15 protein-coding genes and 1 tRNA gene are annotated in these 14,253 nt (G+C 57.8%); 5 read left to right on the top strand and 11 right to left on the bottom strand.

Features of this window, described 5'->3' with window-relative positions; genetic code table 11:
- Positions 1 to 323: 323 nt before the first annotated feature.
- Positions 324 to 980, bottom strand: coding sequence for a Bax inhibitor-1/YccA family protein (locus CF137_RS05570; RefSeq protein WP_101323919.1), 657 nt, complete (start codon positions 978 to 980; stop codon positions 324 to 326).
- Between the two features lie 209 nt (positions 981 to 1,189).
- On the opposite strand from CF137_RS05570, the gene CF137_RS05565 reads away from it, so the two are divergent.
- Positions 1,190 to 1,277: transfer RNA gene (locus CF137_RS05565), tRNA-Ser, on the top strand.
- Between the two features lie 102 nt (positions 1,278 to 1,379).
- On the opposite strand, the gene ulaR is transcribed toward CF137_RS05565, so the two are convergent.
- The 4 genes from ulaR to ulaG form a co-directional block, all read right to left on the bottom strand.
- Positions 1,380 to 2,150 carry an HTH-type transcriptional regulator UlaR gene (ulaR, locus tag CF137_RS05560; RefSeq protein ID WP_101319355.1) on the bottom strand — a complete coding sequence of 257 codons (771 nt, stop codon included), beginning with the start codon at positions 2,148 to 2,150 and terminating at the stop codon, positions 1,380 to 1,382.
- A 97-nt stretch (positions 2,151 to 2,247) separates the two neighbouring features.
- Positions 2,248 to 3,120, bottom strand: coding sequence for an L-ribulose-5-phosphate 3-epimerase (locus CF137_RS05555; protein ID WP_139718304.1), 873 nt, complete (start codon positions 3,118 to 3,120; stop codon positions 2,248 to 2,250).
- Positions 3,121 to 3,134: 14 nt separating this feature from the next.
- Entirely contained in the window at positions 3,135 to 4,046 is a 912-nt protein-coding gene (locus CF137_RS05550; RefSeq protein ID WP_240038514.1) for a Cof-type HAD-IIB family hydrolase, read from the bottom strand.
- 33 nt (positions 4,047 to 4,079) lie between these two features.
- Entirely contained in the window at positions 4,080 to 5,147 is a 1,068-nt protein-coding gene (gene ulaG / locus CF137_RS05545) for an L-ascorbate 6-phosphate lactonase (protein WP_139718303.1), read from the bottom strand.
- 512 nt (positions 5,148 to 5,659) lie between these two features.
- Between ulaG and CF137_RS05540 the strand changes: the two genes are divergently transcribed.
- The 4 genes from CF137_RS05540 (at position 5,660) to CF137_RS05525 (ending at position 9,435) form a co-directional block, all read left to right on the top strand.
- The gene (locus tag CF137_RS05540; RefSeq protein WP_139718302.1) at positions 5,660 to 7,411 is read left to right on the top strand and encodes a PTS ascorbate-specific subunit IIBC; all 1,752 of its coding nucleotides are present in this window, start codon (positions 5,660 to 5,662) and stop codon (positions 7,409 to 7,411) included.
- Positions 7,412 to 7,455: 44 nt separating this feature from the next.
- Entirely contained in the window at positions 7,456 to 7,932 is a 477-nt protein-coding gene (locus CF137_RS05535; protein WP_139718301.1) for a PTS sugar transporter subunit IIA, read from the top strand.
- A gap of 40 nt (positions 7,933 to 7,972) precedes the next feature.
- A complete protein-coding gene (locus tag CF137_RS05530) occupies positions 7,973 to 8,665 on the top strand; it encodes an L-ribulose-5-phosphate 4-epimerase (protein ID WP_139718300.1) in 693 nt (230 codons plus the stop codon).
- A 125-nt stretch (positions 8,666 to 8,790) separates the two neighbouring features.
- Complete coding sequence (locus tag CF137_RS05525; RefSeq protein WP_139718299.1) at positions 8,791 to 9,435, top strand: 3-keto-L-gulonate-6-phosphate decarboxylase UlaD; 645 nt, start codon at positions 8,791 to 8,793, stop codon at positions 9,433 to 9,435.
- A gap of 64 nt (positions 9,436 to 9,499) precedes the next feature.
- Here CF137_RS05525 and exeN read toward each other — a convergent pair whose 3' ends face one another.
- The 6 genes from exeN to exeI form a co-directional block, all read right to left on the bottom strand.
- Positions 9,500 to 10,267, bottom strand: coding sequence for a GspN family type II secretion system protein ExeN (gene exeN / locus CF137_RS05520; RefSeq protein WP_139718298.1), 768 nt, complete (start codon positions 10,265 to 10,267; stop codon positions 9,500 to 9,502).
- Positions 10,264 to 10,755 (bottom strand): GspM family type II secretion system protein ExeM, encoded by a 492-nt coding sequence (gene exeM / locus CF137_RS05515; protein WP_042020162.1) that lies wholly within the window; start codon positions 10,753 to 10,755, stop codon positions 10,264 to 10,266. Before exeM ends, exeN begins: the two co-directional genes overlap by 4 nt.
- The gene (gene exeL / locus CF137_RS05510) at positions 10,752 to 11,936 is read right to left on the bottom strand and encodes a GspL family type II secretion system protein ExeL (protein ID WP_139718297.1); all 1,185 of its coding nucleotides are present in this window, start codon (positions 11,934 to 11,936) and stop codon (positions 10,752 to 10,754) included. The genes exeM and exeL overlap by 4 nt, the downstream gene beginning before the upstream one ends.
- A gap of 111 nt (positions 11,937 to 12,047) precedes the next feature.
- The gene (gene exeK, locus CF137_RS05505) at positions 12,048 to 13,055 is read right to left on the bottom strand and encodes a GspK family T2SS minor pseudopilin variant ExeK (protein ID WP_139718296.1); all 1,008 of its coding nucleotides are present in this window, start codon (positions 13,053 to 13,055) and stop codon (positions 12,048 to 12,050) included.
- Positions 13,045 to 13,770, bottom strand: coding sequence for a type II secretion system minor pseudopilin GspJ (gene gspJ, locus CF137_RS05500; RefSeq protein WP_275066010.1), 726 nt, complete (start codon positions 13,768 to 13,770; stop codon positions 13,045 to 13,047). Before gspJ ends, exeK begins: the two co-directional genes overlap by 11 nt.
- A complete protein-coding gene (exeI, locus tag CF137_RS05495; RefSeq protein WP_139718295.1) occupies positions 13,767 to 14,126 on the bottom strand; it encodes a GspI family T2SS minor pseudopilin variant ExeI in 360 nt (119 codons plus the stop codon). Before exeI ends, gspJ begins: the two co-directional genes overlap by 4 nt.
- Between the last annotated feature and the right edge of the window lie 127 nt (positions 14,127 to 14,253).

Raw genomic sequence — 14,253 nt, 5'->3', positions numbered from 1 at the left:
TGGGAGGGTGGGGCGCCGGGCATAGGGCATGGTGACATCCTCGGGCAAGCGCTGCCAGCACACTACCCGTGGCCGTAGGCAAGGTAAAGCCCGCCGCGTGCCTGTCTGTTGATCATCATTCGCGTTTAAGAGACAGGCTGGTGGGCAGAACGAGCGATACAGCAAGGTGCCCTGCTACGATGCAGACCACCTGGCTTGACCAAGAAAAGAGAGTTTGAACGGCGATCGGCCCGATCCCGAACAATGCCCGCGCGCAAAAAAAACTCCCCACCGAGGGGGTGGGGAGTTGGGTATAAGCGACAGCGCCGAAGCGGGGTTGCTGATTAGTTGCGGTTGCCGCCAAGCAGGCTCAGCAAGCTCAGGAAGATGTTGTAGATAGAGACATACAGGGTGACGGTCGCAGAGATGTAGTTGGTCTCGCCACCGCGCACGATCTGCTGAGTAGTCAGCAGAATGGCACCGGAGGAGAACAGCATGAACATGGCAGACAGCGCCAGGCTCAGGGCACTCATCTGCAGGAAGATGTTGGCAACCATGGCCACCAGCAGCACCCAGAAACCGACGAACAGCATGCCGCCGATAAAGGAGAGGTCACGCTTGGTAGTCAGGGCATAAGCCGACAGACCGAAGAAGGTGAGCGCGGTACCGCCAAGGGCGGTCATCACGATCTCGCCACCACCATTGTTCATGTACATGTTGATGATCGGGCCCAGGCTGTAGCCCATCAGACCGGTCAGGGCGAAGGTGAATACCAGACCCATGCCGTTATTCTGGTTTTTCTGAGTCAGGAACATCAAACCGTAGACGCCGATCAGGAATACGGCCCAGTGCAGCGGCGGCATGTTCATCACGGTAGCGATCCCTGCCACTACGGCAGAGAAGCCCAGAGTGAGGGAGAGCAGCATATAGGTGTTACGCAGCACCTTGTTGGTATCACGTACGGCACTTTGGGTGCCAGTGAAGATAGAACGGGTATCCATCTTGGGTGTCCTCTTGATGTCCGGGTGAGGCGGCGAGCGGCCGTCTCGTGATCGCTGTTTGTTACCGCTTGTTATACGCATTGTATGTAGAACAAATAGGGATGACGAGGAACAATTTCAAGCCACCTGCCATTTTGCTCCCGCACACTATCCCACAGGAAATATGTATTGCATATGAACGGGCCATTGACGTAGTATGCACGCCGTTCGGAGGGGTGGCAGAGCGGCTGAATGCACCGGTCTTGAAAACCGGCGATGGGTGACCATCCGTGGGTTCAAATCCCACCTCCTCCGCCATCTTAAGAGAAGGCCCAAGCGATTCAATCGCTTGGGCCTTTTCGTATCTGGGTTTTGGTGGAAGAGGCGTGGTGAATCATGCCTCTCCCGCTCCTCATGCGGTCAAACCAGAATGACCTGCACGTCCTTGGCTTTGATCTGCTCGATGACGTCTTTATCCGCATCCTTGCCGGTGATCAGAATGTCGATCTTGCTGGCTGCACAGAACAACATGCCTGCCCGCTGTCCTACCTTGCTGCTGTCAGCCAGTACCACCAGTCTGCCGACGTGGTTGAGCATCTTCTGCTCCGCCATCGCGGTCAGCATATCCATCTTGTAGAGACCATCTGCGGTCACACCCTTGCCGCTGGTGAACATCCAGTGCCCGGCATAGAGGGAGGAGATCTCGTCCTGCGGTGCCAGGGTGATGGATTGTGACTTGTTGTATTGACCCCCGATGATCACCACGCCGTCATGGTCATTCTCGATCAGGTAGTTGGCGAGCGGGAAGTAGTTGGTGATGACCTGAACATCCTGCCCGCAGATCTCCTGACCCAGCACGAAGGCGGTGGAGCCACAGTTGATGACCGCGCTTTCGCCGGGTTTGATCAGATCCGCAGCTGCTTGGGCGATCCGCACTTTTTCGCTGTGATTGTCGCTGTGATTGAGGTTTTCGTTGCTGTCGAGGGGAGACCAGTGGGCCTTTTTTACCTGCATCAATGCTTCGGCCCCGTTACGCACCTTGCGCAGTTTGCCGGAGTCATTGAGCTTGTTGATATCGCGGCGAGCCGTGGCCGGAGAAATATCAAAGGCTTGCATTATGATGCTGACCGACAGATGACGTTTCTGATTGAGCAATTCCAAAATGGCGTTATGGCGATGTGCTTCTGTCATATCATGCCTAATGATGATTGAATCTGATTTGGTGGTGATTATATCGCGCATAAGTGTGAATGACAGCGCTCTTGTCCGCTTTTCTGGTGACCGGCGTTTAGCCTAGCGCCAGACCGGCTTGCTGGCCCAGCTCGACCAGTCGTGCCTTGGCCGTTTTCAGGTTGCTGGCCCACTGTGCATCCTTGGCCCACATCTCCAGCACCAGGGGGCCGTTGTAACCGATTTTTGCCAGCGTGTTGAAAATGGCGGCAAAGTCGACCTCTCCCTCGCCAATGACCAGATCCCGGAACTGCCCGTTGCAACTGGCCGATACCTTACGGGTGTCTTTGAGGTGGATCTGCACGATATGGTCCGCACTCAATTGCAGCTCGGTGCAGGTGTCATAGTTCCAGCCGGTGATATTGCCGACATCCGGGTAGGCCATAAAGTAGGGGGAGGGGATCTGCTTTTTCAGCACCTCGAATTTGCTGAGGGAGTTGAGGTAGGGGGTATCCATGATCTCCACACCCAGCATGATGCCTGCCCGCTCTGCCATTTTGGCTGCCGCTTTCATCCCTGCCACGAAATGGTGGTGGGTCTCGTCGCTTTGGGGTTCGTAATAGACGTCATAGCCCGCCAGCTGGATGCAGCGAATGCCGAGCTTGTAGGCCAGATTGATCGCTTTTTCCATGATGATGGCCGCCTGCTCGCGGATGGCCGGATCCTGCGAACCAAACGGAAAGCGGCGATGGGCGCTCAGGCACATGGAGTGCAGCGGGAAGCAGTGCTGCTCGCACAGGTGTCTGAGCTGATAGATTTCGCTATCTGACCAATCCAGCCGCTGTAGTTTTTCATCTGACTCATCAATGGATATTTCGATGAAATCAAAGCCAAGCTCCTTGGCCGACAGAATTTTCTCTTGCCACTCCAGTTCGGAGGGCATCGCCTTTTCATAAAGGCCGAGGCGAAAGGCATGGTCAAAGTTATGCATACAAGCTCCTGCATTCAGATAGGGAAGTAACGGTTCAATACCTCGAGGATCCCGCTCTCGTCGCTGCTCTCGCGGGTGACCCGGTTGGCCATCAGCTTGACCTCAGGCTCGGCATTGGCCATGGCGATGCCCATCCCGGCGAGGCAGAGCATGGAGGTGTCGTTATGGTTGTCGCCGATGGCGACCAGTCGTGCCGGGCTGATCCCTTGCTGGTCCAGGTACTCCTGCAGTCGCGCCCCCTTGCTGTTGCCACAGCGGGCAAAATCAACCCGGTTGGACCAGGACTGCTCGCCGCTGAAGTGCTCGCGTACCCAGGGGTGATTTGAGAAGGCTTGAATGGCGGCGATCTCTCCCTCTGCCACGAACTTCCAGACATGGCTGCTGTTTGCCAGCTCCTCTTCAAACGAATGAACAGTGGCCACCAGTGGCTGGATCGGCGGCGCAAAGCTGCTGGCCCATTGCTGCAGGGCAGCCATGTAGCGCACCGGTTGATGAGCGGAGTAGACCATGCGGTCTGTGACATACATGACGAGGTTGAGCCGGTGCTCCCTTGCCAGCGTGATAAAGCGTTGTGCCAGATCGTGGGGAATGGCGTTCTCTGCCAGCACAGCGGGTTGGTGGTAGTCGTAAACGTAGGTGCCGTTGCAGCAGATGATGGGGGTGGTCAGGCCCAATTCGTGGTGATAGGGGTGGGCGGCCGTGTGGTGTCTGCCGGTGACCAGCATGACGGTGGCCTGCTCCTTGATCCTCATGATGGCAGCTTTGACGGCCGGCATGATGGTGTGAGCACTGGTCAGGGTGGTGCCATCGAGATCGAGGGCCAGGGCGTGATAGCGCATCGTCTGATCTTCTTGTTGTCTGGTGAGGGGGTGGGTAATAGCGGGGGTGATTGATATGACGCCTTGCTGGCCCATATCAATCACCATCCCTTGCATTACCCGACCAACGACATGTTGTGCTTACAGGAAGGACTTGTAAGGCAGCTCCGGCTCGTCGATGAAGATGTCATCAAACCCGCGCGGGTGCTGGTAGTGCAGCTTGCTCTGATCGGTCGGGAAGGTGTACTTGCCACCGACTTGCCAGAAGAAGGGGCTGAAGCGATAGCCGAGGCGCTCTTTTTTCATATTCCAGAGCACTTCGATCTCGCGGGGATCGTTTTGGAAGTTAGCCCAGATATCGTGGTGGAACGGGATCACCACCTTGGTATTGAGGGACTCCCCGGCCCGCAAGATATCTGATGAGGTCATTTTGTCGGTTACCCCACGCGGGTTCTCGCCATAAGAGAGCAGCGCCACATCGATCTGGTAGTCATTGCCGTGCTTGGCGTAGTAGTTGGAGTAGTGAGAGTCACCCGAGTGGTAGAGGTTGCCACCGGATGTCTTGACCAGATAGTTCACCGCCCGATCGTCCATGCTATCCAGAATGTTTTTGTCGGTAGATGAGACACCAGCTGGCAGGGTGACCAGCGCAGTACGGTCAAATGCATCAAGCACCTGAATCACGATGTCACCCACCGGGATCTCGTCACCCACGCGCGCCACCACACAACGCTCGGCAGGCACACCCCAGCGCAGCCAAAGGTCGACACAGGCCTGGGGGCCGATGAACTTCACATGATTCCCACAGTTTTGCAGCACGGCCGCCGCCACATTGACGTCGATATGGTCAGCATGATCATGGGTGGCCAACACAGCATCGATATCTTTAATCCCGAACGGATCGAGCACAAATGGCGAGGTTCTCAGGTTGGGTTGTAACTTGCGTACGCCACCCATCCGCATCATCTGGTGCTGCTTGTTCATGTTGGGATTACCGTGGGTGCGCTTGCCGGTGCCGCACCAGAAGTCGATAGAGATGTTGGTATTGCCGGCAGACTTCAGCCAGATACCGGTGCAACCCAGCCACCACATGGCGAAGGTGTTCGGTTTGACCTCTTCCTGCTCAATCTCTTCATTCAGCCAGGTGCCCCACTCGGGGAAGGTGCTGAGGATCCACGATTCACGGGTGATTTCTTCAATCTTGCTCATCTGACATACCTTTTCTGGTTTGGATGGTTCACGCAGTGGTGATTCATCGGGTGATGACATGGCCTGCATGGTTGCGAGCCAATGATTCGTTTTGATTGGCTGTGACTATATTATCGCTTCTGGTGATTATCAATGATTGTCGTGATTGTTTTGTGAGATTAATTGCGGGATATCACAATTAAGAGATGAGCATGCCTTTAAGTGTTTGTATTTATAGGGTTTATTTATATGGCGTTCATTGTTGGGTTTTTTTGAATCCTTTTATGCGGCTTGTTGTGTGCCTTTAACCGAAACTTCACATCCGGGTGATGGAAAAAAGAGATTCTCCCGACCTAGATCTTCATCACAATAAATCACAATGTGACCACGTATGATTATTTTAGATTCTGCAGTGAGTGGTGACAGTTGAATCTGCTCGCTGGGCGTCAGGTAAAGCAATGCCCATATGAATGGTGAGATGTCCGCACCAATCCAATAGCAATGAGTTGTCCTCATCTGGACGGAGCATAAATATGGAAACCCTCTACAACGCTTTTTACATCTTTTACAGTCAGGTGATGACCAAGGCACCCCTGCTGTTGGGGCTGGTGACCTGTATTGGCTACCTGTTGCTCAAGCAGGATGGCACGACGGTCGTCAAGGGCACCGTGAAGACCATCGTTGGTTTCATGCTGGTGCAGGTGGGCGCCAGTACCTTGGTGGCCGGCTTCAAGCCGGTGGTGGACAAGATTGCGGAGTATCACCACCTCACCGGTTCCGTGATTGACCCCTACACCACCATGATGGCGACCATGGAAACCATGGGTGATAACTACTCCTGGGTCGGCTACTCAGTATTGTTGGCGCTGGCACTCAATATTCTGCTGGTGTTGCTGCGGCGCTATACCGGGATCCGCACCATCATGCTGACCGGCCACATCATGTTTCAGCAGGTAGGTCTGATCGCGGTCTTCTATATGGTGATGGGGTACTCGATGTGGGAAACCATCCTCTATTCCGCCGTCATCATGGCGCTCTATTGGGGGATCTCCTCCAACATCATGTTCAAGCCCACCCAGGAAGTGACTGGCGGCGCGGGGTTCTCCATCGGCCACCAACAACAGGTCGCCTCCTGGATTGCCACCAAGGTGGCGCCGAAACTGGGCAATAAGGAAGAGAGTGTCGATCACCTGAAACTGCCAAAGTGGCTGCACATCTTCCACGACAGCATCACGGCCACCGCCATTGTGATGACCATCTTCTTCGGCATCATCCTGCTCTCGTTTGGTCTCGATAATCTGCAGCAGATGGCGGGTCAGACCCACTGGTCCATCTACATTCTCGAGACTGGCCTCAAGTTTGCGGTCGCCATTCAGGTCATAGTGGTGGGGGTGCGGATGTTCGTTGCTGAACTTTCCGAGGCCTTCAAGGGGATCTCCGAACGGGTCATTCCCAACGCCGTCCTGGCAATCGATTGCGCTGCCATCTACGCCTACTCACCGAATGCCATGGTCTTTGGCTTCATGTGGGGTGCCATCGGTCAGTTCCTCGCGGTGCTTGCCCTGCTGGCATTCCAGGCGCCCATCATGATTATCCCGGGCTTCATTCCCATGTTCTTCTCCAACGCCACCATAGGGGTGTTCGCCAACCACTTTGGCGGCTGGCGCGCAGTGATGAAGATCTGCTTCGTGATGGGGATCATCGAGGTGCTGGGCTCTGCCTGGGCAATCCACCTGTTCGCGGTCAATGGCACCAGCTTCAATGGCTGGATGGGCATGGCGGACTGGGCGCTGGTGTTCCCGGTGATCATGCAGGGGCTCTCGTTCTCTTCCCTGTTCTTCGTGGTGTTGCTGGCCGGCGCCGGGATCTATATGTACTTCGCTTCCCGCACCCTGCGCATGGAAGAGGATATGGCCGTCCCGAGTGCTGCCGCGGCAGAAGACGCGGCCGATCTGTCAGCCTTGCCAGCCGAGAGTACCAAAGGGGGACATGCAGTGCGGATCCTGGCGGTATGCGGCAACGGCCAGGGCTCATCCATGATGATGAAGATGAAGATCGGCAAGTTTCTCGAGCAGCGTGGCGTGCCCCATGTCATGGACTCCTGCGCTGTGGCCGATTACAAAACCAAGCTGCAGACCACCGACATCATCGTCTCTTCCAAGCATCTGGCTGGCGAAATGAACCCCGGTGAGGGCAAATTCGTGCTGGGGGTGCAGAACATGCTCAACCCCAATTCGTTTGGTGATGAACTGCTGGGCATCATCAACGGCAACTTTGCCAAATAATCCAACGAACCTCGCTGCACTAGGCAGCGGGCAAGGAGAACAAGATGAAATTCAAACAATCTCTGATGGAAAACAACTCTGTATTGCTCAACGCAACTGCCACCGATTGGCGCAGCGCCATCAAACTGGGCACCGACATGCTGATCCGCTCCGGCGCCGTGGATCCTCGCTACCACGATGCGATCATCGGCAGCATTGAAAAGATGGGGCCCTATATCGTGATTGCTCCACAGTTCGCGATGCCCCATGCGAGGCCGGAAGATGGGGTCAACCGTACGGCGTTTGCACTGGTCACCCTGACCACACCGGTGACGTTTGAAGGGGAAGAGGAGCCGGTGGATGTGCTGGTGACGCTGGCAGGCAGTACCTCGGATGAACATATGGAGGGGCTGATGGAGGTCACTCAGGTGCTGGAGGATGAACACAGCGAGAGCGGGATCAACCTCGACAAGCTGCGAGCATGCCAGAGCACGGCAGATGTATTCAACGTCATTGACCAGGCGCTGGCGCAAGTGGCCTGAGGCCCCCAATTCGGCCCCGCAAGGGGCCCAGGAGAACGGAATGTACAACTCATTGAAAGAGGCGGTACTGGAGGCCAACCTGCTGTTGCCCCGATACGGTCTGGTTACCCTGACCTGGGGCAACGTGTCCCAGATTGATCGCAGCCTGGGGGTGGTGGCCATCAAGCCGTCCGGGGTCTCTTACGACAATATGACTATTGACGATATCGTGGTCGTTAATATGGATGGGCAAGTTGTTGACGGGCATTTATCCCCATCCAGTGATACGGCGACGCATCTGGTTTTATATAACGCATTCAAGGGTATTTCCGGAATTGTGCACACTCATTCCCGTCATGGCACTATTTGGGCGCAAGCAGGCATGGATATTCCGGCATTGGGCACCACACACGCCGATTATTTCTATGGCGATATTCCCTGTACCCGTCCGCTGACCGAAGATGAAATCCGCGTTGATTATGAAAAAAATACCGGCAAGGTCATCGTTGAAGAGTTTCAGCGTCGGGATCTGGATCCGCAGGCCCTGCCAGGCGTAGTCATTACCGGCCATGCTCCCTTCTGTTGGGGCAAGAGTGCGCTGGATGCGGTGCACAATGCACTGGTGCTGGAGGAGGTCGCCACCATGGCGCTGGCAACCAGAGCGTTGAATCCGGCCATCCATATTGCGCAGGAGTTGTCTGATAAACACTATTTCAGAAAGCATGGTGAAAATGCCTATTACGGCCAGCGTTAATTAGTCGACCTGTTATTTAAATCGCCCATCTATTTATGTTAGTGACGTCAGGTTACGGCCTCTTATCGACTTTAAATCAATGGGCCAATCCATTCTGCCAAGGTTTTAAATTGAGGGAATATAGTATGACCAAACCAATGTTACAGATTGCTCTGGATTCTACCGATCTTGTTACCGCCGTGGATATTGCCGATCGCGTCGCCGGTTATGTCGAGGTCATCGAGGTCGGCACGATTCTGGCCTTTGCGGAAGGCATGTCTGCGGTACGCACCATGCGCGAGCGTCACCCTGATCACATCATAGTGTGCGATATGAAGACCACAGATGGTGGCGCCATTCTGGCCCGTATGGCCTTCTCGGCCGGGGCTGACTGGATCACGGTATCGGCCGCCGCGCACGTCGCCACCATTGCTGCCTGCAAAAAGGTTGCGGATGAGTTTGGCGGGGAGATCCAGATTGAGATTTATGGCAACTGGACGCTGGATGATGCCAAACAGTGGGCCGATATGGGGATCACCCAGGCTATCTATCATCGCTCGCGGGATGCCGAGCTGGCCGGGGTCAGCTGGACCCAATCCGATTTGAGCAAGATGCGGGCGCTCTCCGAGCTGGGGCTGGATCTGTCGATCACCGGCGGTATCGTGCCGGAAGATATCCATCTGTTTGAAGGGATCCGGGCCAAGACCTTTATCGCCGGACGGGCACTGGCCTCAGAAAGCGGCCAGGCAACCGCCGAAGCGTTGCGCCACGAGATAAACAAATATTGGTAACAGGATCTGGCTATTAGCGGATAAAGGCCCCGGAAAATACTCCGGGGCCTTGTGGTTGCAGGCGTTAAATCTGCCCCTGATAGCGCAGGGGGAAGCGGCCCTGGCTGTCGGGCTGGCCGAGGAAGGGGAGCCCTTGCTGCATCTGCTCTGGCAGTTCGGGGCCCGGCTTCAGGGTGCCCTGGAACAGGTACTGGCCATTGGGTTGCAGCTCGAGGCGACCCATGGTCTGCACCGCATCGGAGCCCTGCTTGAGCTCTGCCACCAGTTTGGAGTCGAGGCAGGTGAGTTTCACCTCGGGGTCGGCCAGATCCAGCTTGCCCGCCGGGGTATCGGCGCTGGCGTTGTACCAGTCGAGGTTGCCGTAGAGGTTGTCACACCAGGGGGTGCCCTGGGCAAACTGATCCACTTTGAGCTGCAGCTGACCGGTGACGGTGATCGGGATCGGCAGGCGCATCGGCACCCGGCTCAGCAACCAGGGGGCGGGGGCGTTGAGGGTCAGGTCCCGGCCGAAGGCGGCGCCATTCCAGCCGACAATGCCCTGACCGTTCAGTCCGTTACGATCGCCAAAGCGAAGGGTCACTTCGGGGGCGAGTCGCAGCAGTGACCAACCGTTGAGATCCCAGCGCAGCTGGCTCACCGATTCGCTGGCATATTGCAGCCGGGCTGCCTGGCCGCTCCAGAGGGTACCGCTCACCCCTTCCAGTTTCAGCAGGTTGGCAATGTTGGCAGGCAGCGGCAGATAGCGCGCCACCAGCGCCGCAGGCAGGGTGGCCAGCAGAAACACCAGATAGGCCGCCAGAAAGAAGCTGGCAATCAGGATAGGTTTTTTCATTGGGGGCGGCTCAGCTGCAAACGTCTGACTTTGACCAGACCGGGGGCCAGCCCTTCGCGGGCGATCTCGATGATTTGCACTTGAATGCCGTGTTGCTCGACCAGGGTGGCGAGCCACAGCAGCAGATCATCGAACGGAACCGTGTCGATCCACACCTGCAGCTCCTGCGCCTGGGGTTGCAGCCGGGCAATCTTGATCTTGTGGTTGAAGGCGGTGCGGTTGACCACCCCTTCCAAGGTGCCGCTGGTGTCAATCTGGCGACCAGATCCACCCTGCATGGCCAGCACCTCTTCACCTTTCTCTTTGAGCCAGGCCAGGGTCTGTTGCTGGTTTTGTACTTGCCGCTCCCGCTCTGCGATGCGGTTGGCGATGGGCTGCCAGATGCTCCAGTAGCAGAGGCCGACTAGCAGCAGGGCACCGCCCACGACCACCAGCCGTTGTTCCCGTGCGCTGATGCCCTGCCACCAGCTCTGCAATTTTTCCATCATGATGATTTACCTTTGAGCACCAGTGAACCCTCTACCTTGCCCTCGGTGCTGCGCACCTCCCCCTGCTGTACCTCGAATTGCTTGCCTGCCAGCTCGCGGAATCGCTCGATCTCGGCAAAGCCGGGAGCGGTGACCTGCAGCCGCAGTTCGCGGCGACTGGCATCAAAGCGCATTACCTGTGGTTTCAGGCCGGGGATTTCGGCAAAGGTGGGGGCCAGCTCGGTGAGCATCAGCAGCACCCCGTTTTGCGGTGTTTGCCCCATCAACTTGAGGTGTAGGGCCATCTGGCTGCGCACGTTGACGATGCGACTCTCGCCCGGGAAGATGCGGGTGTAGACCTGACGGATCTCCGCTTTCAGCGCCTTGTCCTGCTCGGTGAGCTGGTAGAGCTGCACCCCGCGCTGGCCGAGGGCCACCAGCAGCAACAGGCCAGCGGTGATGGCCACCTTGCGCCACTGCAACCAGTAGCGGGCATATTCGGTCTGCGGCCGGTAGGGGCCGGTCAGCAGGTTGGCACGACAGCTGAGTGCCCCCTTGGCCAGCAGCAGCATCGGCAGTTCGGGCTCCGCCGCCTGCCAGTTGGCGGCCGCAATGGCGGGCACCTGGGTGTGGCTGTGGATGGTGACCGGTTCGGCTTCGGTTGCCAGCAACATGGCCAGCAGCGGTTCGTCGGCGACGATCCCCTGACAGGGGCCCTGGCGCACCAGCCATTCGCTGCCGAGCTGCAGGGCAGACCAGCCATCTGCGGCCGGTGGCAGCGCCAGCACATCGGGCAGCAACTGCAGGCTTTTGAGGCCGGCAGCCTCGAGCCAGTCGAGCCACGCGTTCATCTTTTGCTGATCCACTGCCATCAGATCGACTTGTGGACCGTCATGGGCCAGTACCACCAGATGCAGGGTTTCCACATCGGAGGCGATCTGTTCTTCCAGCAGGTAGGGGAGGGCCGCCGCCGACTGATTGTTGTAACGGCCCGGCAGGGTAACACGCCGGAACACCAGATCGCTGCCCGGCACCAGGGTGACCACGGGGCGGCCACCGGCCCGCTCCTGCAGCTCGCTCAGTGCATCGGCCGAGGGCAGGGTGCCAGAGGCGATGATCTCCTGCTCCTGACCGGACCAGACCAGCCAGGCTACGGGTTGTTGTTTATTGGTCCCCAGTCGGATGACCAGACTTTCGCTCACGCATCTCTCTCCTGCGATACTGTTCGGCCTCAAGGGGACGAGCAGTGCGCAGCCCGCAGGCTGCAGCCAAAACCTCTTGTACCCGCGACCAGATGCCCGCAGATACGCTGTTTATTCGGCGCCACCATTGAGGCGGCGCAGCATCACCAGTTTGTTGTCCTTGCCCCGCTGGAACAGGGTCTCGAGCCAGGCGCGGTTATCGCCCACTTCCGCCACCATCCGGGCTTCGAAGAAGTCGCTTTTCACCACCAGCGCCTCTTCAAGTCCTTTGACTGTATCGGCCGGGGCGAGTTGATCCGTCATCAGCTTGGGCTCTTTCCACCCCTTCTGTGGCCGCTCGGTCAGCACCCGTTTGGCATCATTCAAGCCAATCTTGCCAAGATAGAGGGCGACCAGTAACTCGGGGCGCTCGGGGGCCAGGGTATTGATATTGATCTTCAACTTGTCGTTCGGCAGGGCGCAGACGTAAGGGGCCAGTTTGGCATAGACCCGGGCCGTCACCCCGCGCACTGCTCGCAGCTCGTCCTTGCCCAACATCAGCTGGTTGGCGGTCAGATAGGGGGGCTTAAGCCCCTCGTAATAGGCATCTTCGGCGCCGAGGCTCGAGACCAGCGCGGTATCCTTGTCGGTCCAGTCACGAATGGCATCGGTGAGCTGGGCCGCCTCATACTCCTCCATCGCCAGTTGCTTGAGCAGTTCGCGAAACACCTGTACCGGGTAGGGTTGTTGCTCCAGATCTTCGCCACTGCTGCCCTCCTTGGGGGGCACGCTCAGGCTGTTGAGATTGAAGCAGGATTGCAGGTCGGTCACCTCCCCCTTCAGCTGGCCATCATCTACCGGAAACACCGTATTCTTGCGGGCCCAGTTCTGACTGAGATTAACCACTTCCGGGTTATCTTTGAAATCCTGCGCCAGCACCTTGCTCACCAGCGCTTCCGCTGACAAGGCATACCACCAGGCCTGTTTGCCGGTGGTAATGTTGGCGGTGCGGCGCAGCTCAAGCTGCAGGCGGCCACTCATGTTGCTGGCGATGATCACCATAATCGAGAGGATCAGCAGCACCACCAGCAGGGCCATGCCGCCCTGGCGGCGGGGTGGTGAGAGGCGCTTAGTTCGCATTTTCGACTCGCTGGCCACCGGCCCCAATCAGGAATTGACGGCGAATGGTGCCGTAATCCTCCAGATCCAGCTCCACTGCCAGCCCGTAAGGCAGCACGCTGCGCTGGGTCCACTCCTCTTTCCAGCTCCCCTTGTCGTAGAAGTAGAGACGCAATGCCGTGACCCCTTCCAGCACCGGCTGGATGCGCGGCTCGGTGCCGATCACCGGATCCGGATAGAGGTAGCTGAGTCGTTCGAGCTTTTGATCCTTGAGCCGCCAGCCGACCCGCTGCAGATGGGAGCGGGGCAGCATGCCATCGGGATTGAGCCAGCCGCTACGCATAAAGGCCATGCCCCAGTCATCGCTCTGCTGGCCGAAACGGGACGCCGCCAGCAGCACCTTGTTGTTCTCCCCCTCGATGCGACCGCTGCGGGGTACCATCTGGGTGACATCTCGCTCCAGCAGGGTGAAGGCGAGCTGCAATTCGTTGAGGCGGGCCTCCTTGCGTTTGGCCACCTCGTCGCTGGTGAGCACCCCCTGCAGCACCTGATAGGCGCCCATGCTGAGGCTGGCGAAGATGGCGATCGCCACCAGCATCTCAAGCAGGGTAAAACCGCCCTGACGAGCTGGCCGGGCGTGCGGCGAGCGAATGGGCGAGCGCACTATCGGCGTCGCGAGCAGGGTAAAACCGGCGTGACGGGCGGGGTGAGTCGTGCGGATTGGGCGTTGAATCATCGGCTGAGATAAGTCCGCATCATGGCGACCGGGCTGTCGGCTTTGGCCTCGGTGCGCACTTCCATATCGAGCGCGCGAAAATTGTTGTCACTGGTGGCCACGCCGCGATAGCGCCAGTACCAGGTGCTGCCCGCCATCTGCTCATCCCCTTCCACCCAGCTGTCGCCGGGCCACTTGTTCTCGAGCTTCTGTTGCACCAGCTGGTTCTCCACCACCCAGGTGGCCAGGGTCTTCTGCTCCAGATAGTTGAGGGCAGAGAGGTGCTCGCTGGCGGTTTTCATCACAGCAAGGCCCGCGATGGCAAATATCGCCAGCGCTACCATCACCTCGAGTAACGTCATGCCACGGGCGTTCATAGCGCCACCTGTTGCGTGGGTTGTTGGCACAGAGGCGGCGCCACCATCACACCGTTCTCAAACAAGGTCATGCCACGGGCGTTCATAGCGCCACCTGTTGCGTGGGTTGTTGGCACAGAGGCGGCGC

Source organism: Aeromonas sobria (genome assembly GCF_006243315.1).
GTDB lineage: Bacteria > Pseudomonadota > Gammaproteobacteria > Enterobacterales > Aeromonadaceae > Aeromonas > Aeromonas sobria_A.
The sequence above is the reverse complement of the archived record's forward strand: the minus strand, read 5'-3'. Positions and strand labels throughout refer to the sequence as shown.